Origin of the sequence: Paenibacillus nasutitermitis (assembly GCF_014641075.1) — a bacterium.
Lineage (GTDB): Bacteria > Bacillota > Bacilli > Paenibacillales > Paenibacillaceae > Paenibacillus_Z > Paenibacillus_Z nasutitermitis.
The window spans coordinates 1-20,497 of record NZ_BMHP01000005.1; the positions used below are offsets into that span (position 1 = coordinate 1).

Sequence of the window (20,497 nt, forward strand, 5' to 3'; positions counted from 1 at the left end):
GCTTGTCCGGCAACCGCTTCGCGAAGAATTCAGCGATTTCTATCCGCTCCTCGGCCGACAACGCCGGGGATTCGCCGGTGCTCCCCCCGATTACGTAACCCTCCACATACTCGGAGGTATGATGGATCAAGTTCTCGAAGCCCTCATAATCGACTTTCCCCTCGAAGAACGGTGTTGGAATAACCGGTATATTTCCTTTCATGTTAACATTCCTCCTTGATTATTTTCACGATAATGAATTTGTTTTTTGTATAATGAATAATTAAAATATATCACCAGAACCTGACTGGTGTCAAACCTCCTTCTGCCGTTTTCAAAAAGACTTCCGAAATACAAGCCTCCCGTCTCCGGCTACAACACAAAAAAAACACTCCGAACATAGGCGTGATGCCTAAGTTCGGAGTGTTGCTCGTTTCTGGTATGCCATGAAGTCCGGGAAGAAGTCAGACTGCCTGAATGAATGCGGCTGCCCGTCCATTTTGGACGCCCGATTATTCGTTAATTGTCCGCAGCAGCGTATGGCGGTTCATCCGGATCAGATGCGCCTCTTTGAGGCTGCTCTCCAGCAGGCCGTGCTCGATGCCAAGCTCCTCGATGGTCGAAGGCCCGCCTGCGATCCGAAGAAGCGCGCGGATGGCATCCGGGGACGGAATCCGGTTGAGCTGCTCGCGGTTGTATGCGGATAGCGGTCTGCCGCTATCCGCATAACGGTGATACAGCTCCGAAATTTCGGCGCAGGCGACTCCCACTTTCGCCCCGTGCAGCAGCTGCCGCCGGCCCGCTTGAAGAAACGCCATTTCCCAATAGTGGGACAGATGATGCTCCGCACCCGATGCCGGGTGCGATTGTCCGAACATGAGCATAGCCAAGCCCGAATCAATCAGCGCTTTCGTCAGCGTATATATTCCCTCCTCCGAGCGGCGGCCGATCTCTTCGACATGATGCACAGAAACGAGCAGCGCCTGCTCGGTCATTTCGGCAGCCTTGGCGTCGTACGGCTCCCCCGCCGTATCGCGCCCGTAATGCCAATCGAACAGGGACGTATATTTGCCGAGCATATCACCAAAACCCGCAGCCACCATGTTCCGGGGCGCCGCGCACAAGATATCGAGGTCAGCAAAGATCGCCAGCGGACCGATCGCCGGCACCGTTATCTTCTGGCCGCGGATCAGGATCGGCGCGCTCAGGGAAGTAAACCCGTCCACCGACGGAGCAGTAGGTACAGACAGGAAAGGCACCCCTGCTGTATATCCGGCGTAGCGCACAATATCGTGAATCGTTCCGCTTCCAGCCGCGACAAGCAGGTCCACCCCATGCCGCTGGATGTCCAGCAGGGCCTGGACAATCGATGCCTCGTCTGCTACGACATCGCCGCTGCGATTGGGCGTTATCCGCAGGATGACCGCCTTGATGCCGATTGCATCCAGGGATTCGCACAGCCGCTCGCCGACGATGCCTGAGGTGATAGCATCTGCCACAATCAGCACTTTCGCGCGACCTATGCTTGTAATGTACGGCGCGACCTTTCTTGCGGCATCCCGCTCGATGAGAATAGGCTCGGGGAAGGAAAAATCCGCCTGGCCGTCCGCCATGATAGGGTTAAACGTTGTCATTACACCATCTTCTCCATCTCAGTACTGACATCCGCAAGCGAATTCCAGACGAGATCCGGCTGTTTGGCCGCGGCCACCGCCATCTCCCGTGTTGCCGATCCCGTCAGCACGAGCGCCGTCATCATGCCTGCACGCTGGCCCAGCTCGATATCGGATGCGAGGCTGTCGCCAATCACCATGCAGCGTTCCGGCGGCAGACCTAGAACGTCGAGTGCCGCTTCCGCCATAAGCGAGGATGGCTTTCCGACCGTGACCTCGACTTGCACGTCCGTTGAATGAACGATAGCGCCGATCATGCCTGCGACATCGATCGCATCGCCGTCATCGCCAGGGAACGTTTTGTCGGCGTTTGTCGCAATGATTTTGGCTCCGCCCCGTACCGCCCGGAAAGCATCGTTAAGCTCTTTGTAGGTCAGCGTTTCATGAAGCGTGATAACCAGCCAATCAGCCAGCTCCGGCCTGGCTGCCTCCTTCACCCCATATGCGGCAAGCTCGTCCTTCAATCCTTGTTCGCCGAGCACCCAGGTCCTGCAGCCCGGCATATGCCGCTGCAAATAACGGGCCGTAACCGTAGAGGTCAGTACAATCTCCTCCTCCGCCACATCAAGACCAAGTGCTGTGAGCTTCTCGCAGCACATGCGCCTGGAGATATTGCCGCGGTTGCTTAGGAAGACGATCCGCTTGCCTCTGGATTTGAGGAACGCTACCGCTTCTGCGGCGCCGTCAATCAACTGTTTACCCTTGTATACCGTCCCATCCAAATCGATTATATATCCGTCAATCGTGTTCAACATGTTGCGCCTCCCGCTCATATCCGTTGTTCAATTACTCTTCTCATTATCCTTTCGTTTTCTTTCGAGTGTCAACGTTTATTTGCAGTTGTTTTCAATTACATACGGCAGCATATGCCTGTACGAATCCCACCGTTTGCTGCGTTTTTCCGGCAGTTTAAGTCGCCTGAATGACATTCATCCGGCCAAGCGTCCTCAGAAACAACGGATCGGCGGCGCTATCTGTAATCAACGTGTGGATCGCCTGCGCCTGGATAGACGTAACAATGGACCTTCTCCCGAGCTTTGTATGGTCAAGAAGCGCAACGACCTGTGAAGCATTCGCCGCCATCAGCTTCTTTAATTCCGCTTCATACATGCTGAAATCCGTCATTCCGGTGTCCAGCGTGAAGCCTTCCGCCGACGTAAAAAACAGGTCGGCATGCACCTCCTGCAGGATGCTTCTGCCCAGCACACCCTCAACCGTCCGGGAACCATGCCGCAGAATGCCTCCGATCAGGATGACGTTATTGCGCGGATTGCGCCCGATCTCCTCAGCCGCAGACAGTCCGTTCGTGACGACAGTCAGATAGTCCATCTCCGAGAGGCATCTGGCAAGCTCAAACACCGTCGAGCTGGCGTCAAGCAGGATGCATTGTCCCCGTTGGACAAGCTCCGCCGCCTGCCTCCCTATAGCCTGTTTCTCCTTCTGATTCAGCTCGCTGCGGGAAGGAGCCGGCTGAAGAGAAGGGTTGGAAGCGGACTTCACCGGTACGGCGCCGCCATGCGTCCGCTCCAGCAAGCCCTCTTCTTCCAGCAGGCGCAAATCGGTCCGCAGCGTCCCTTCCGACACGTTCATTTCTATCGCCAGTTCTTTCACGATAATCTGGCGGTTCTCTCTGAGCCTGTGCAATATCCGGTCCCTGCGCTGTGCTGCGAACAATAGGTCCGCCCCCTTGCGTTCATGATTGGTTATACATTTCTCCACCTAAGTATCATGCGAAACGCCAACAAACGCAAGCAAACGATTCTATCCGACCATAAAGAATACCCCCAGACTGAAAGGATGGGGGTATTCTTTATGGTCGTCAGCCGGATGATCCCGGTCGTCCGATGTACGCACTCCGTTGCCGCTGCGCTTGCACTTTCCGGAGCCTCAGAGCACGGCCTGCTGGCTCGTGTGCACAGGCGCCTGGGGTTGGCCTTGTCCATCCGAAATTTTCCCTTCGTCTATCAGCATGCCGCATCGACGCACCGGACAGCAAACTTGATTGCGCATAACGAATCATCGTTCGCATTTTGCCGCTGTCCGTCGTCTCTTTTTGCCACTGCTCTCTTCATGACAGCCTCATTAGTGGGCGGTGCGCCTGCCATAGCTTCGGGCAAACGACATCATCCGGCGGTATGCAGGGGGATCTACATTTTTGAGCGGATGAAACTGCGGATGATTGGAGTTGACCTCGAGAATCCATAGCCGATTGTTACGGTCCATGGCAAAATCTATTCCCAGTTCATGCATGCCCTTCTGTCTGGTGCTGAGAAAACGGGAGATCTCCAGAGATTTCCGGGTTACATACGCGATATGGCTGCTCCGCGCTTCTTCGGACAGTCCTCTTTGCTTCAATAGCGAAGAATAGGTGTGCAGACTTGCGCCTTGATAGACATTCGTCACTATCCGATTTCTGACTCCGATCTTGGCCATGATCCCGGTGCATACCCAGGACTCCCGCGGCTTGCGCTGGATCATACTGCGGATATCATAAGGCCGGCCAGCAAGCTGACCCAGCTTTATGGCCTGTTGAATGATCATTCTACACCCTTTCTGCCGCATGTTAATATGGCTTATAACCTCGGCAAGGCTGAGGAAAGTCTGTCTATTCTGTTTTCTTTTGCGCGTGGAGAACAGTTCATAACCTCTGGGTAAACAAGTCAGTTTGTAGATGCCGATACCGTATGAACCGATATCCGGCTTTATATATACCGAGGAGTACCGGGCCGCCATCATTTTCAGGTTGGACAAACGCAGTGGCACGGTATGTGGGACATGCTTGCGGAGCGGTCTGCAGGCCGACAACATTCTGCATACGCGCAGCTTGCCCCGAATGGTCGCACTGGAATAGTTCTTTCGTTTCATCGGCTTCACCTCCTGATACCATATGCTGCTTACAGCATGAGCACTTGTGCAAACATACAGATCTGGCAAATATCCGCTACTTGGCAACACCCGCGGGAGGCTGCCTGAATATTTTATAGCGTTCCTATTATGAAACGGAGATGAAAAGATGCCCCTTCCCGCTATTGATGTAGTGATTCCTGCGATCGAGAAGGATCTGGGAACCCTCCCTCATGTCATAGACAGCGTTAGAAAAATGGTGAAGCACCCCATCGGCAAATTCATGATTGTCTCCCCGGACACCCCCCGAATGAGACGATTATGCAAGCAAAAAAACTGCAGCTTCATCAATGAGAATACCGTCCTGCCCATTACCAAGAAAAACATTCATTACCGCTCGGCCAAATGGGAGCGTTCCGGTTGGCTGTTCCAGCAGCTCCTGAAGCTCGGCAGCAGCAAGCTCGGCGCGAACAAGTATTATCTGGTGATCGACGCCGACACCATTCTTATCCGCCCTCATGCATTTCTAACCGAAAGCGGCCTGCCGATCTTTTATTACCGGAATTGGAGCCAGCCGGAATACTATCAGACCTACCGGAAGCTGATGGGCCGGAAGCATTCCTCCAAAACCTCGTTCGTCACCCATTATATGCTGTTCGAAAGCGCCAAGGTGAGCCAGCTGAAACGTACTATCGAGCAAAGGCACGGAATTCCCTGGTACCAGGCTATTATCCGCAGCATCAATATGAAAAAACAGTTCGGTTTCTCGGAGTTTGAGACATACGGCAACTTTCTGCGCGACAAGCGTCCCGGCAGCCTGGTTATGAAACCGGCGCTCAATAAAAGCCTGTCCATGAGCGCATCCCGACTGACAGAAGCCAAGCGGCTTAAGCTTGCGCGCTCCTACCGTTCCGTCTCCTTCCACCACCGGAAGGGTTATGTGAGGAAATAAGCTGCTTGTTCGATACGCCATAACCAAGCCCGAAAGCCGGAAGAATTTCCATCGCTCTCTCGTCCGCCCTTCCGGCTTTTGTATGGCAAGCGGCTTCAAACAGGCAGCTTTCAACAAGATATAGGCTGAAAGATGGACTACCGGGCGTGTCCGGGCGACTATATTTCTCGTCATGGCGATATGTTATATTGATTCTGCAAGCAAGCCTTACCTGTTCATTCCACTTCAGTCTCCTTGCCTCTTTAACAAACCCGCGCACTTGCCGCACTACAGCCGTCTGGCATCTGAAGTCCGCCTGCCGGCCAAAGAAAACCCTTCTAGTTTTTACCCGATGGCATCACCCATCACGAAGCTGCCCGATGACCCCTCTTCGTCCAATACCATGCGTAAAACGAGAGGAGATTGATGATGTTCGAATGGTTCGAAAAGATGATTCGGGAAGTGATCTGGAAAGCTATCGCCGATTTCGTGGAAGCCCTGCCGGGAATGGCGGAGGACAAGCTGTACGAATTTCTCCATGATCTGAAGGCGGGAGAGGTTCTCGCTTCCTCGCCGCTGGTCAAAATCATTGCCGTGAACGATGCGGAAGAAACGGTCACGGTACTGGTGCGGGGCGCCTTCCCCTTCTCCGGTGTCACGCCGTTCATGCGGATTGAAGCCGTCATTTCGCGGGCGCGCGCGGATATCCATGTAACGGGGGAGGATCCCCCCATCCGGATCAAGCAGTGGCAGACGGTGCTCGGGGACCTGAGCGTCAAGTCCGAAGGCAAATACAAGGGCGCCCTCGGCTTTGGTTTTGACGGGGAGCGCGGCAGCTGGATGGGACAAGGCTCGCTCAAGCTGATTCCGCTTGGCATCGGCGCAGCCATTTACGGCGGCTTCAGCGAACGCGGGCTTGTGCTGGGTCTGGACGGGGAACTGCCCAAGGGGGCTTCCATTCCGCTGGGTCCCACCGGACTTGGGCTGCGCGGGATCGGCGGCGACTTTGCGTATAATTTCGTCGCCCGCCTGGAGAAGGAAGGGATGCCGATCGCCCATCCCACGGCTGAAGATTATGTCAAATGGGCGCGCGACACCGGAAGCATCGACCGCTGGATGGCCGGTCCGATCGACCATACCTCGGTCGGCGTAGGCATCCGGACGATCATCTGCACCAAAGCGGACGAAGGTTTTGCTTTCGAGCTGAATCCTGTAGGATTCGCTTTTCTGCTCCCCGGCGGCACCTTTATATTTGGCGGGAAAGGCAAGCTGCTGCAGAAAGAGGGTTTCGGCGCTGAAGGTTTTTTTGTGTTCGATGCGGACAGCGCCTCGCTTGCCCTTGGCGTAGGCGTCAATGTCGATCTCGAGCTGCTGGACGGCAGCGGTCAGCTGGATCTGTTCTTCTCCTTCTCCGATCCTGACGCCTGGTATCTGGACCTGGGCACGGAGAGCAAGCCGGTGAAGCTGGAGGTGCTCAAGAAGGTCCCCGTCATCCGTCTACTTTTCTCGCAGAAGGCCGAGGCTTATTTCCGTATCAACCATCATCGCATCGCTTTCGGGGGGACGCTTGCCATCGGCGGCTCGTTTGAAATCGGGGATATACTCAAACTCTTCGCCAAGCTGGCCGTATCGCTCCACGCCTATGTAGGGTGGGACCCGCTGCTGGTGAACGCCCGCATCAAGGTTCATGGAGAAATTGGCATCAAGATCTGGAAATTTGAATTTGTCCTCAGCGGCGATGCGGATGCGGAGGTTTATTTCCCGACCCCTACTTTGTTCCGGTTCGAAATTAAAGGCAATCTCAATCTGCCGTGGCCGATTCCCGACGTGTCATTCAGCAAGTCCTTCGGGGACGATGTCGTGAGGCCTCCCTCCATCTCTTCGCCCCTGGCTGCCGGAACGTATGTGATTAACGGCGCTTCGACGGTACAGCAGAAGCCTGTCGACGCCATCCACATCATCAGCGATCTGCAGTGGAATCTGGATACGGACAAGCCCTGGCCGGATCTGGAGCTGGTGGTGCCCTTCAGCAAACGGGTGACGGACCGCACAGGCAAAGTCGAAGCCAGCCAGGCCGTGAGCCCGGCCGTTCAGGGCGGTTATACCGTAACCGATGAGCTGCTGGAGCTTGAATTGACGGATCTGGTGCACGGCGTTCCGGTGCCGGATGTGCGGGCGGTTTGGGCGGATGGTCCGGGCGGCAGCACGGCACAGCTGCATGTGCTCGGCTGCGATCCTTATGCCTGGATGACCGCCAAGATAGACACCTCCACCTTCCCGCTTGGTTCTCCCGAGAAGACCGTGGATACTTTTTTTGGCTACGGCTCTCCGCAGCTTCTGTCTGCTGCGCCGCAGCGCTTCGCAGCGTTTGAGCTGACTCCCGCAGCGGAAGGGGACCGTCTCTTGACGGCGTTCAGGCCCGAGATTCCCACACGGGTGCTGGAAACCGGAGGGTTCTCCCTGCGGTTCGAGACACAAGGAGGCGGCAGCTTCCTGGTGTCGAAGGTGGTGCTGTTTCTCATAGTCGCCAGCAGCCGGCGTTTCCCAAATGTTCCGAAGCTCGTCACCGAAGATGGTATCACAGCCGTTTATCAGGATCACGGCACGGTCTTCTCCAATCTGCGGCTGGTCTCCGCCCGGTTCGCCTTCCCGGTTCCTGTTGATCGAATCAGCGTGCGGTCGGCAGCGGAGCGGCAGCAGCGTTTTTACGTCTACGCTATCCGTTATCAGGAGGCCGCACAGGCCTCGACCGGCTCGATCAGCAAAAAACTGCTGATGCCCGGCCGGTACCGCCTTCATCTGAAGGGTGCATCGACCGCAGTCCATCCTTCCGGCAGCGGAGCTTCCTCTCCGTTGCCGCCGGCCAGTCCCGTGGACTGGTTCTATGATAAGGAATTCGAGGTGGCTTATCCGGAAACACTCCGTCCTTATATCTTTTATTCCACCTTCGGGGATACGAAGCTGTTTTCCAAGGTTCAATATCCATGGACGCAGTGGACGCTGGATACGTGGAATCCGACCCAATTCGGCTTCGGATTCCCCCTCTACCGCGGATACAAGGCTGCCGTCCGGTTCATGGTGCCGTATGTGAGCGGAATCTTCGCGCAAGCCCCGCTTAAGTTCCGCATCACCTATGAGCATGGTGGGGTCATTACGGAAACCCTCCTGCCCCAATCCGTGTCTGACGGCACCAGCTCGCTGCCGCCCGAGAGCAGGAACTGGATCGCCGCTCACGGCGGAACCGCCGCGCCCGACCAGGAAGTCGTGATGTCATCGCTTCCTGCGGAATCAGGCCCGGCGAAGCTGACCATTCTGTTCGACCATCCGCAAAGCGGGGAGGTCCGGATCGATGAATGGTCCGGCTGCGTCTCGGCTTTCACCGGCTTCAGGGCCCATCTGGCCTGGCCGCATACCTGCCTGAGTGTCTACTATGACGCCGCTGGCAGGCATACCACAACGGAGTGTCCCCTGCCGGAATCCAATAAGATCCATAAATTCGGCAAAATCGATCCTGTCCGTCATTACCGCGAAGCCAGCGGCATTGGCAGCATTGTTCTCGACAAACGTCTGCCCATCAACCCGCTGACGCCGATCGGCGAGATCAGGCCGATACCGGATCTGCCTGTCATTCCCATACCTGTACCGCTGAAGCCCTATCCCGTCGAGCTGACGGCGCCGCCGGTCTCATGGAGGCTACCGGCTGGCCTTGCCTCCCTGATTGGTCCGCTGAACGAAACCTCGGCGCTGCGGTTCACGGGATTTGCGGCTGAAACAGGCGCGAAATTCGGTCTTGGCAGCGTCATGCTGTCCGGCATCAACGATACGGTTACGGCAACGACTATCGAAGCGGTTTGCGATACGGAGGGCAGGCCGTATGCCTTGTGGCTGCGAACGCCTGAACCTGTCGATTGGCGCCGGGTTACCCTTACGCTCAGCGTCCGCCATACGGCACCGGATAAGGGCTGCCCGACGTCTTATGCGCACCGCCGCGCTTTGGCCTTGGAGGTTTTGGCGCTGCCCGGATTTGACGGAAGCTCTGCTTTTCTCACCGGATCCTTAGGCGGCATTCCGACCCGGCTGCCGCGCGGCGAATACACGCTCACGCTGGCATTTGATCCTTTCAAAACGGGGCTGCCCAGGTTGTATCCCGGGGATTCCGCCGGACCGATGCCGGAAACAGCCGTTCTGCGGTTCGTGCAGCCGCTCGGTCTTACGTGGCCGCTTCCTTTCGCCTTGCGTCCATTTCCATGGCATTTGCCGGATAAAATTCCGACGCCGATACCGCTGCCTATCCCGATTCATGTTCCCAGGCCGGATCCCGTCCCGTTCCCCCGCCCGGGCAGATTGCTCGAACGGTTAAATGAATCCGGACTCCGTCTGGCAGACGACCAGCAGTATCGCGGCAACGCTTTGGAAAATATCCGCGATGCCCTGTTGGGAGGGCCCGGCGAAGGAAGTGGCGGAAACACGGACATACAGGATCATTCCCATGAAGAGACGCCTCCGGCTCCAGCAGGCAGGAATGCTTTTATCCATCTCCCGCTTCCCGGAGAGTTTCCGGTTGCGGATCTGACAGCCGCAATGAAAAAGGGAGGCGATACGCCATGACCATCTATTTATCAGCGCTGGGGTGGGTGAATGACTTGCCGGCAGGCAACCGGCTGCGCTGGCATTTTCCGCATGCGGAGCTTTCGCCCGGCAGCGGATATCCCCGTCTGCCGCAGGTCGTTCTCGTCGAACGGGCTCCTCTTAATCTACGTTTTGTCAGTTCACGGCTTTCCCCCTCCCCTTACCCGCCGGCGTGGTGGGACTTGTTGGGGAGCCCGACTGTTGGCGGGCTGCTGCTCGCAGACGAATACAAGCTCCCCGCACCGGCACAAGCGGTCGCTTTTGTCTGGCGAGGGTCAGATGCCCGGATCGCCTTTCATAATACTCAGACCAGCGCGCTTGAGGCTCTGCGCACCGTAACGGACGGGGCATCCGTCTATGTGGAAGGGCAGTCCATAGATACCATTGCCGTACTCGGCACTGGCGGTACGCTGGAGAATTTGCGCATCCTCGACCTGTTTCGCGACCGCCAGCTGGACTGGGAACGGGTCGCTGAAATTGCTGTGGAGAAAAGCCTTGATGCCGAGCTGGACATCGTCGCCAAACGTTACAGCCAGCCCGTCACTCTGACGAAAGACCAATGGGCCGAGCTTGTCCATACCGCTCAGAGGGCCCGTGCCTCCTCTCCCGCAGACGCCATTGCCGGGGAGCCGACGGCATGGGAGATGCTTGAGCTGCTGCTTGGGCTGCGTTGGGAGGTCGCGCTGCTCTGCGGCTTTGCTTATTGCGACGGACCGGGGGCAGCGGGCTGCGAGCTGGACAGTTTGCTCGCAAGACCGCTGGAAACTCCCGACCATACCGGATATGCCTACCGGATCCGCAATGGGGATAACGGGGAAACCAGCAACCTGGTTATTGTGGTGCCGGCAATAGCCAAGGAACTGGGCGTTCCGGATGCCCCCATGTATATAGGTGCGGAGGTGCGGCTGCCTGAGCCCGTTTCCCCGCAGCTCCTTGAGCCCGTCCCGGTCAACCCGACGATAGCTGTCTTCAAGCCATTGCCTGTACTGGAGGAGCGCTTTCAGGTGCGGTTAACCCAACTGACCAGGCAGTCCGACCAACGGGCGCATGGCGTGGAGATTGAGGAGATTGTTACCGCCAGCCCGACAGTGGGCTCGCGCGAGCTTCGCCGCACCTTCTACAACCGTTCGCGGCGGCCGGAAGACCCGCAGCTTGCCTACTCATCTGCCCGCTCCTTCGATGTTGATTTCCCTGATGTGCTGCTGCAATCCAGAGCACGGGCCATCGATGCCTGGGACCGCGTCAGCGGCTATTCCGCCTGGAGCCCGCAAGCTCCGCTGACGCTGCGCCATGAGCCGCTCCCGCCGCCATTTGAATCGGCTGCGTACGAGTCAGGCACCGCCCGCATTACGCGCCGCGCCGCTTCCGCAGGCGAGCCGGACTGGAAACCGGATCCGCTCGTCCGGCGGGCCGGCGGGCGGCTGATCCTCTACCGGCAGTCCGCAGCCCCCCGCAGGGCGGATGCCGTCTTCGGCGGTGCAATCCCGGCAGGCGACGGCGTGTACCGGTCATCCGTAACCGGCGTGAACGGGCTGCCTGATTTTATCGGGGGCATCTTCTCCACCGGCGGGGTAACCGAGAATGTGATTGCCGTTGACGGCTCCGACATCCTGTTCCGCTCTTCCGCAAACGCCGGGGCGTCCAGTACATCGTTTGATTCCGGGCCGGGCCGGCTGGTTCAGGATCTCAAGCACCCGTCCTTATGGGTTCAAGTGGCCGATTTCCCAGCCGAAAATCTTCCGCAGGTGCTGGTGTTCAACGATCCGCTTCCGCCTCCGGCAGCGGTATCAGTCGTGACGTATATGGCCCGGCTGGCCTATTATGGACGCAGCGGACCTCCCGGCGGAGTTGTAAGAGCGGTCAGGCAGCCGGACATTCCCGCCATTCCGCCGCCTTTCACTGCAGAACTGCTTGGCATCGATTTCTTCCACCGGACGCTGCTCAAGCTCCGCTTCACCATACCGACCGCTTCCGGCCGTTATACCGTATGGTGGTGCGACGGAACAGCCACGCCTGAAGAGCTTGCGCGCCGCGGCGCGCCCGGCACCCATCAAGCCCAGGTGGCGCAGAGCGGCCTGCATCTGTACGAGACGCTGGCCCTGCCCATTCCGCAGCATGTGGACCGTCTCATCACAATTGGCGTGCAGCAGGTTGGTGAAGGTGCCGTCAGCAGCTTTGCCGTCATTCCCTTCATGCTGCCCGCGCTGCACGGATAACCGTCCGCAGCACCTCTTCCGATGCCAGGCCCGATTTATGGCAGCGGCCCGGACGGTTGATTCGCAGAAAAATCCCCCTGCCGATTGCGACAGGGGGATTAGCCGGGCTGTTCAATATGCCGGTGCAAAGGACGGATGCTATAACCCGTCTGCGCACTGCTTCAGACTTTCGGTCGTTTCCTGCAGCTGCCTGATAAGCTGCTCGCGCGGCCATTTGCCGTCATTGCGGGCGAGGTCGCCCTGGATCAGCCGGATCATCCAGATCGAGAAGATGCTGGCAAACAGCATATATTGCCGCTTGAAATCCGCTCCCTCCTTACCAGACAGATGACCGTCATGTCCGGCCGCCTTTAGATAAGCTTGCAGAATGTCATTTCGGCTGTCCTCCGTCATGCTTTTCGGAAACAAAGGATGGGACATGTCGATCATATGATACAAATCCCATAAGGGAGAATTAAGATGGGTATGCTCCCAGTCCAGCACCACGAGTCTTCCTTGTACGGCCGCGTAGTTGCCTGCATGCAGATCGCCATGAGAGATGACCGGTTTGGCCGGGAATTCCGCATGCTCCATCGCCTGGTATACGCGTATCAGTAATGCTTCCGGGATGGAAGCCGACATCAGGGCGGCGGCCGTTTCGGCCTGATTCCGGCGGAGATCGCCGATAATCGCTTCAATCGGCGGCTTGGGCCCTCTGAGCGGCGCATCCAGCAAGGGGACCGTATCAAGAGCATGCCAGCTTGCCACAAGCTCAGCAAGCTCCACCGCCACTTCCTTCCGGAAAATGTGATCCAGGCGGCCCATATCCTCGAAGAGAATGGCATGTCCGCCGGTTTGGCGGTTGAAGGAGCTCAGCAATATTTTCGGGTAAATCGGAGGAAACGAGGGCAGTACGTGATCGTAGACCCATTTTTCTTTCCCCCACTGCTCGTCATTGGTTAACGGTTTATAGATATAGCTCTGTCCGGGCCGGCAGTAGATCCGCTCTACCGCTTGCCCGTTCATTCCCCGGTACAAAATCTCGCGCTTGATAATATGCCCGCTGTTCAGCGTTCCGTCCGGCAGCATCAGACCATCAGGCAGTTCGGGCCCTGATTCCATAAACTAAGCACCTTCATTTCTCATGGCTTTCTTCTAATTTCCAGTCTACCATGACATTGGCAAGATCGGGTATCGGAATTTGCCGCGCCGGATCGTCTTACAACCGCGTGAAAGCTAGGAACGGATCCGTTCCGGATGCGTGTAGACGTTCATGCTGCCGCGGCGGATGAATCCGGCACAGGTGATGCCCAGATCCTCCGCAAGCTGCAGCGCAAGATCGGTTGGAGCCGACTTGGACAACAGAACGCCGCAGCCGATTTTCGCCACCTTCAGCACGACTTCAGAGGAAATACGCCCGCTGAAAGCAATGATTTTGTCCCCAGCCGGAATGCGGCTTCGCAGCAAATGACCGTAGAGCTTGTCAAGCGCATTATGACGGCCGATGTCCGTCCGCACGGCAATCATCGCATCGGCCGTGCAGATTGCCGCATTATGGACGCCACCCGTCTGGTGAAAATCCGTCGAGCTCTCCTGAAGCAGCCGCATCAGCTCCAGACATTGCCCGGCCGCAATGGGATGGCGGCTCATGATCGTCTTCGCTGTCCGGGCGTCATTATGGAAATAAAACTGCCGGCTCTTCCCGCAGCAGGAGCCGATAAACCGTTTGGAATGAAACTCCTTGCCTGTGGACTGCTTGATATGAAGCTCCGCATAAGCAAATCCACGCGCTTCATCCAGCGTTAGCGATTTGAGATCGTCTATTGTCCGGATCACGCCCTCCGAGGCCAGAAATCCGACCATCATATCCTCCAAATCGCCGGGCGTGCATACGATAGTGGCAAATTCCTCGCCGTCCAGCCGGACCGTTAGCGGCATCTCCGTTGCAATTTCGTCATCCTTCTCCACAGACCCGCCGCCGTCAAAACGGATAACGCGCCATCCCGTTGTTGCTTTGCTGTCCATGACGATCCCTCCCCTCCAAGCCAGCCCATCGGTTGCTTTCAAGTTGCATCCCCGTTGGCAATTCTCTACTGCTTGCCGTGCCCTCAGGTGGGAATATCCATCTCCAGCTCGTCAATACGCTTCTCCACATAGCGGGTATCCTTCAGCGCATGGAAAGTCTCCGCCTTCTCGATGACCACCGAGGTATTGTATTCGGGTATTCCGGCCTGGGGTTCATAAACACCTTTGGGAAAAAGAACATTTCCTTCCGGCCAGAACAGCTCGATATTGCCCGGTGCTATATCCGCTTTCTTCGCCCGCGCATGCATCATGCCAATGCGGTTATAGATGACAACCGCGCTTCCTTCGGCAATGCCAAGCGCCGCGCAGTCATCGGCATGCATGAGCACATCGTACCGGTCCGCCCCGTTGAAGGAGTCTGTATCGCTGTACACCATGGAGTTGAACTGCTTCCCGCGCCTTGTCGTTGCGTAGAAATTACCCTCGGGCTTGCGCAGCTCCGGCAGCTCGATGGCAATGAGGTTTCCTTTACCGTCCGCTGTCGGACAGATGCCATCCTCACACAGCCATGCGCCGCCGGATTGAAACACATCGCCTTTCCCCTGCAGCTTCTGGATGCCATTATAGGCAGGCGCCGCCCGGGCAATCTCTACGCGTATGGCGGCTGCGCTATCGAAAGCCGCCAGATTGGGCCGGTCCTGTTTCACCTTGGCCGCAAGCTCCCCGTAGATCTGCCACTCCGCGCGGGCTTCCTCCACTCTCGGGCCGGCAATTTCCGGAGAGAAATAGACCATTCGCTCCGTCGATGTGGAAGTCCCTCCACCCGGCTGCTCGTAACGGGTCATGGCCGGCAGCACAATTACTTCTTCCTGTGCGTCAACAAGCGTCGACGTATTCAGGACAATATCCTGATGGACGCGAAGATCCACGCTTTCCAGGCAGGTGCGCACAAATTCCGGATCGGGCATCGTCTCCAGGAAATTGCCCCCCGAGGTGTAGAACACCTTCAGCTTGCGTTCATGATCGTCGGGCAGCTGCGTATTTTCAAGCGACACACCGACAATATCCCCTTGCCAGCGGGGAAGCTCAAAGCCCCACTCCCGCTCGACCCTCGGTATGTCAGCGCCCTTGAATTCGCCCCCCGGCAAGCTGAACGGATCCGCTCCCATCTCGCCGGAGCCCTGAACGCCGCTGTGCCCGCGGATCGGCATCAGACCGCAGTGCTCACGACCGAGAAATCCGCGCAGCAGGGCGAGGTTCGCCACCTGCGAGATATTGTCCGTACCGAAACGGTGCTGGGTCAGCCCCATGCTCCACACAAATACGCCGGACCTGGCTTTAGCCAGCAGCACCGCAAACTCGCGCATCCGCTCCTTAGTAAGACCGGAAGATTTCGTCAGCAATGCCCAGTCCTGGTTCTTCACATGGGCGCGCAGCTCCTCGAATCCGTTGACATGCTCCCGCACAAATTCATGGTCGATGGCCGAGCCCGGCTGCTCCTCCTCCATTTCGAACCAATGCTTCATCACGCCGTGCATGAAGGCAATATCTCCGCCGATATTGACCTGGTAGAAATCATCCGCAAGCTTCGTCCCGAACAATGCCGACTCTGCGATGGAGGGAATCCAGTAGCCTTCCATTGCAGGCTCGCGGTAGGGATTAATGACTATGATTTTGGTGCCGTTGCGCTTGGCGGCATACATATATTTCGTGGAGACCGGCTGATTATTGGCCGCTACGCTGCCCCAGAAAACCAGGACATCCGTTCCGATCCAATCCTTGTAATTACAGCTGGATGCCCCGATCCCCACAGAACGCTTCAGCGCCGTCTTGGAAGGGGAATGGCAGATGCGGGAAGCGTTGTCGATATTGTTGGTGCCGATAAAACGCGCGGCCTTCGCCGCCGCATAATACACCTCATTGGTAATCCCCCGCGCTGTCAGATAGAAAGCCAGCTGCTTGGGATCGATGCCGCGGATCTTGGCTGCGATCCGCTCCAGCGCTTCTTCCCAGGTAATGCGGCGGAAGGTGCGTTCGTTCTTGCGCCGCAGAAGCGGATACGGCAGCCTGCCCAGCTTGCGCAGCGCGGTGCTGTCCAGCTTGCGCAGCTCATCAATGTCCGCATGGAGCAGCTCCGGCTTGATCGCCGGCATGGTATTGAGCCGCAGCACGTTCAACCGCGTTGTACAGATATGCGGACCGGTCAATGTCTGGTCATAGAGACCGGATACCCCAAGCGCGCAGCCGTCACAGACACCTTGCGTCAATATGCGGTACGCGTACGGCAAATTATCCCGGTTGTCCCAAACAACCTTCATCGTATCCCGGATATGGTGGGGCTTTAATTTCCCCAGCCCGAACGGCGCCTTTCCTACCCACAGCTTCGGGTCCGGCTTGCTAGGCAATTTAATTCGGCCCGAATGCAGCGTCTTTCCCATGTAAATCATCTCCCCGCACTTTTTGAACATTTAATAATGGCCTTGCTCCACGATCAAACCAAGCTGTAAATCAGGTCCCCGGGATAAAAAAAGCCGCAGGAGAATGATTTCTTCACGAAATCATCATCATGCGGCTGGTCTTGGGCAGGAACGCTGCCAAGCGCCAATCCTCTTGCGCTAAACGCTATTAAACTTCTGCTGGATATCTTGATCGAAGACGAAAATAGACATCCCGAAATCCTTGTCAATATCAATATCGACGAATAAATCCATCAGCTTCGCACCCAGCAGTTCTTCCATCTCAACCGGCGGCTCCTTGCGGTACATATCCTTCACCCACTGCGTGCGGGCTTCGCGCAGGATATGCTTTCCTTCTTCCGCCGAGGCCATAAATTTCTCCACCGGCGACAGATTGCCCTCCATCTCACAAATCGCCCACTGTTTGCAGAAGGTCGTTGTGATCCGGCTTGGCCCTTTGCCCATATGCCGCTTCCGGTAAGCTTTGACCAGATTGCTGAACTCCGCTTCATAACGATTCATTATATATCCCCATATGCCGTGGACAGGCGGCAGGTTCGCTGCTCCTTATCGGACGGCCTTGATATTTCATTGTATGACCAACATAGCGTATTTAACACCGTGCCGCAAGCAGATCAGGTCCTCTGCCCCGGATCAGGCTTTAACCAGGCCATGCGGATCGATTACGAATTTCTTCGAAGCCCCTTTGTCGAATTCGGCATATGCAGCCGGAGCCTGGTCCAGCGAAATTTTCGTTGCATTGACCGCTTTGGCAATTTGCGCCCGGCCGCTGAGAATCGACATCATCAAGTCCCGGTGATACTGCATGACAGGCGTTTGTCCGGTAACGAACGTATGGGACTTGGCCCAGCCCAAGCCAAAGCGGATCTTGAGCGTTCCATGCTTGGCATCCGCATCGATAGCACCCGGATCACCCGTGACGTAAAGACCCGGAATACCGAGTCGTCCGCCGGCCCTCGTCACTTCCATAATGGAGTTAAGCACCGTTGCCGGCGCTTCGCCGTGGGCATGACCGTGACCATGCGCTTCAAAGCCTACGCAGTCAACGGCGCAGTCCACTTCAGGCACGCCCAGAATTTGCTCGATCTGCTCGGCCAAATTCGCATGCTCCTTCAGATTGACAGTCTCGCAGCCGAAGCTTCTGGCCTGCGCCAAACGCTCGCTGTTCAGATCGCCTACAATTACAACAGCCGCTCCCAATAGCTGGGCCGAATGCGCGGCAGCCAGACCAACCGGCCCGGCACCGGCGATATATACCGTCGAGCCCGGCTTGACGCCAGCGCTGACAGCGCCATGATAACCCGTCGGGAAAATGTCCGAGAGCATGGTCAAATCCATTATTTTCTCCATGGCTTGTTCCTTGTCCGGGAATTTCAGGAGCTGAAAGTCCGCATAAGGAACCATGACGTACTCCGACTGTCCGCCGACCCAGCCGCCCATATCGACGTACCCATAGGCGGAGCCCGGACGGTCCGGATTCACATTAAGACAAACATGCGTGTTGCGTTCCTTGCAGCTGCGGCATCTCCCGCAAGCAATATTAAACGGAACGGAGACCAGGTCGCCTTTCCGGATATACTCGACATCGCGTCCAACCTCGATAACCTCTCCGGTTATTTCATGACCCAGCACCAAGCCGCTGGGAGCTGTCGTACGGCCCCGGACCATATGCTGATCGCTGCCGCAAATGTTGGTGGTTACGACTTTCAGAATGACGCCATGCTCACATTTCCGTCCCACATTGAGCGGATTTACTCCCGGCCCATCGCGCAGAATCAAATCCGGAAAAGAAATATCCTGTACCTCGACTTCCATAGGTTTCACATAGGCTACCGCACGATTTCCAGCCATTCACGCCACTCCCTTTGAGATGATAGGTTTGAAAAAGACAGGTGCATAGAATCAGAAAACATACCAAAAATACTGTAAGCGTTACCAATAGGAATCTGTGTAAAAGTATATCATACCGGCTTCTATTTAACCACAGCGGAAGGGACGGATATGGCAGGGCCTGCTGTACATTCCATGAAACTGGGGCAAAAAAAAGCCGGACGCAGTGCGCCGCGTCCAGCTTCTTCTCTCCATGCTTTGCCTTGCCTTTGCTGCCCCGCTGCGCATTTTGCCTACTAGGCATTGCGCGGCAAAACATTGCCGCAAAACTCGCAATACTTGTTCTCGCCCGGAAGAATAGTCGAGGCTGCTCCGCAGCCGGTGCAGTTTACAGAAACAGGCGAACGCGGAGCCGGGTTCGAGGGAGCACCCTGCTGCCCTCCCGGCACAGGAGGGAACGGCTGGTCTCCCCATTGACCATTCTGCGGGGTTGGAGGAATGGGCGGGTTGTCCCATGGCTCCTGCACGCGCTGCATGGTGACCTGGCGATTCGCCCTATCGATATACGCAAAGGGCAGGAGTCCGGCGCGAACCATATATTGCAAATCATTCAGCACTTTTTCAGTGTGGACGCCAACCGCCTGTGCGATCTGGTCGATCCCCGTGACCCGTTGGACAATAATCAATTGTTTGTATTTCTCGAATATACGCTCGATCTTGAGCCGGCTGGCTCGGGAAAGTATCAATAAAAGGATGGCGACGAACATAAGAAAGAAAAAAGGTAAAGGTCCTCCCCCGTTGGCATCAGGCTCACTATCGGGGGCAGTTGCAATGAGTGCTGTCACCATAGGTGTGCTGAGCAGTATTGCAAAACCCGCAACTTTATAATCCCGCGCTCTCATGTAACTTTTATGCCTGTGCCGCATGAATCTCACCAGAACCAGCAAATAGGCCACCGGGAAGAAGAAAAAGGCCAAAACAAGAATAAATGCTCCATGGATGGAGGCTTTTTCTTTATGCAATGGGATCCCTCATTTATCTCTTGAATTCTGGGCTGGCGCTAAGCCGCGTATGTTCGGTATCAGCCGCTGCGCGGCAAAATATTGCCGCAAAACTCGCAATACTTGATCTCGTCCGGAAGAATGGTCGAGACTGCTCCACAGCCGGCGCAATGGACAGCTACAGGCAGGCGCGGAGCCGGATCCGCTGGAGCACCCTGCTGCCCGCCAGGCACAGGAGGTAACGGCGGGTCGTCCCCTTGACCATTCTGCGGGTTTGAAGGAATGGGCTCGTCGTCCCATGGTTCCTGCACGCGCTGCGTAATGACCTGGCGATTCCCCTGATCGACATATACATTGAGCAGTAGTCTGGCGCGGACCATATATCTCAGATCATTAACTGCCCTGTTGTAACTGACCCCTGCCGCTTGCGCCAGGTGGTCAATCCCCATACTCTCCTCCCCTCCGAATATTTGCCGGTAGCGGGCAAATAATTTTTTTTGTCTCCATCCTGCGAATAGTGAAAAAATCAGTAAAAAGAGACCCAGACTAATGGTAACAATCATAATGGTGCTCAGAACCTCGGGGTCATTATCATCGATATCAAAGTACTGCAAAAACGATCTCACCGATAGAAAACTAATGAGTACAGCAAATCCGGCAACTCTAAAATCCCGTGCCCTCATATACCCCCTATCTCGATGTTTAAGGAATCTAATGAACAGCAAAATTAATGCAAGCGGAATCAAAAAGAATCCCGAAATAATAATAAACGCCCCATGAATGGAGGCTTTTTCTTTATGCATCGGTTTATGCATTGTTTTATATAATGGTTTAAGCAATGGGATCCCTCATTTATCTCTTGAACTCTGGGTTGCCGCTAGGCAACCCGTATCCGTCCGGCAAGGAGCCTAAG

Annotated in this window: 15 protein-coding genes; 3 read left to right on the forward strand and 12 right to left on the reverse strand. The window is 56.4% G+C overall.

All coding sequences use genetic code 11. The annotated features are described in order from the left end of the window. The 5 genes from IEY46_RS27525 to IEY46_RS27545 all read right to left on the reverse strand — a co-directional run. On the reverse strand, positions 1-202 hold a 202-nt coding region (locus IEY46_RS27525; protein ID WP_188997253.1), incomplete at its 3' end, for a dihydrodipicolinate synthase family protein. Between the two features lie 289 nt (positions 203-491). Further along, positions 492-1,613 (reverse strand): sn-glycerol-1-phosphate dehydrogenase, encoded by a 1,122-nt coding sequence (locus IEY46_RS27530; RefSeq protein ID WP_188997255.1) that lies wholly within the window; start codon positions 1,611-1,613, stop codon positions 492-494. Then, positions 1,613-2,407 carry an HAD-IIA family hydrolase gene (locus tag IEY46_RS27535; RefSeq protein ID WP_373288904.1) on the reverse strand — a complete coding sequence of 265 codons (795 nt, stop codon included), beginning with the start codon at positions 2,405-2,407 and terminating at the stop codon, positions 1,613-1,615. Before IEY46_RS27535 ends, IEY46_RS27530 begins: the two co-directional genes overlap by 1 nt. A 154-nt stretch (positions 2,408-2,561) precedes the next feature. Continuing rightward, positions 2,562-3,326: a DeoR/GlpR family DNA-binding transcription regulator gene (locus tag IEY46_RS27540; protein WP_188997257.1), complete on the reverse strand. Its 765-nt coding sequence runs from the start codon at positions 3,324-3,326 to the stop codon at positions 2,562-2,564. A gap of 408 nt (positions 3,327-3,734) precedes the next feature. Then, positions 3,735-4,517 carry a YheC/YheD family protein gene (locus IEY46_RS27545; RefSeq protein WP_188997259.1) on the reverse strand — a complete coding sequence of 261 codons (783 nt, stop codon included), beginning with the start codon at positions 4,515-4,517 and terminating at the stop codon, positions 3,735-3,737. Between the two features lie 148 nt (positions 4,518-4,665). Between IEY46_RS27545 and IEY46_RS27550 the strand changes: the two genes are divergently transcribed. From IEY46_RS27550 to IEY46_RS27560, 3 genes are all read left to right on the forward strand, one after another. Then, positions 4,666-5,448: a DUF6492 family protein gene (locus tag IEY46_RS27550; RefSeq protein ID WP_188997260.1), complete on the forward strand. Its 783-nt coding sequence runs from the start codon at positions 4,666-4,668 to the stop codon at positions 5,446-5,448. Between the two features lie 405 nt (positions 5,449-5,853). Then, positions 5,854-10,035, forward strand: a complete 4,182-nt coding sequence (locus tag IEY46_RS27555) for a hypothetical protein (protein ID WP_229750589.1) — start codon at positions 5,854-5,856, stop codon at positions 10,033-10,035. After that, complete coding sequence (locus IEY46_RS27560) at positions 10,032-12,272, forward strand: hypothetical protein (protein WP_188997265.1); 2,241 nt, start codon at positions 10,032-10,034, stop codon at positions 12,270-12,272. Before IEY46_RS27555 ends, IEY46_RS27560 begins: the two co-directional genes overlap by 4 nt. A 138-nt stretch (positions 12,273-12,410) precedes the next feature. Here IEY46_RS27560 and IEY46_RS27570 read toward each other — a convergent pair whose 3' ends face one another. The 7 genes from IEY46_RS27570 to IEY46_RS27600 form a co-directional block, all read right to left on the reverse strand. After that, positions 12,411-13,373 carry a phosphotransferase family protein gene (locus IEY46_RS27570; protein WP_188997268.1) on the reverse strand — a complete coding sequence of 321 codons (963 nt, stop codon included), beginning with the start codon at positions 13,371-13,373 and terminating at the stop codon, positions 12,411-12,413. Positions 13,374-13,487: 114 nt separating this feature from the next. Further along, a complete protein-coding gene (gene fdhD, locus IEY46_RS27575) occupies positions 13,488-14,276 on the reverse strand; it encodes a formate dehydrogenase accessory sulfurtransferase FdhD (RefSeq protein WP_188997270.1) in 789 nt (262 codons plus the stop codon). 83 nt (positions 14,277-14,359) lie between these two features. Beyond that, the gene (locus IEY46_RS27580) at positions 14,360-16,714 is read right to left on the reverse strand and encodes an FdhF/YdeP family oxidoreductase (RefSeq protein ID WP_188997271.1); all 2,355 of its coding nucleotides are present in this window, start codon (positions 16,712-16,714) and stop codon (positions 14,360-14,362) included. 177 nt (positions 16,715-16,891) lie between these two features. Next, positions 16,892-17,254: a Na-translocating system protein MpsC family protein gene (locus IEY46_RS27585; RefSeq protein ID WP_188997273.1), complete on the reverse strand. Its 363-nt coding sequence runs from the start codon at positions 17,252-17,254 to the stop codon at positions 16,892-16,894. Positions 17,255-17,386: 132 nt separating this feature from the next. Continuing rightward, entirely contained in the window at positions 17,387-18,604 is a 1,218-nt protein-coding gene (fdhA, locus tag IEY46_RS27590) for a formaldehyde dehydrogenase, glutathione-independent (protein ID WP_188997275.1), read from the reverse strand. 275 nt (positions 18,605-18,879) lie between these two features. Beyond that, positions 18,880-19,605, reverse strand: coding sequence for a PCI domain-containing protein (locus IEY46_RS27595; protein WP_188997276.1), 726 nt, complete (start codon positions 19,603-19,605; stop codon positions 18,880-18,882). A gap of 59 nt (positions 19,606-19,664) precedes the next feature. Further along, positions 19,665-20,267, reverse strand: coding sequence for a DUF443 domain-containing protein (locus IEY46_RS27600; RefSeq protein WP_229750590.1), 603 nt, complete (start codon positions 20,265-20,267; stop codon positions 19,665-19,667). Positions 20,268-20,497 lie beyond the last annotated feature (230 nt).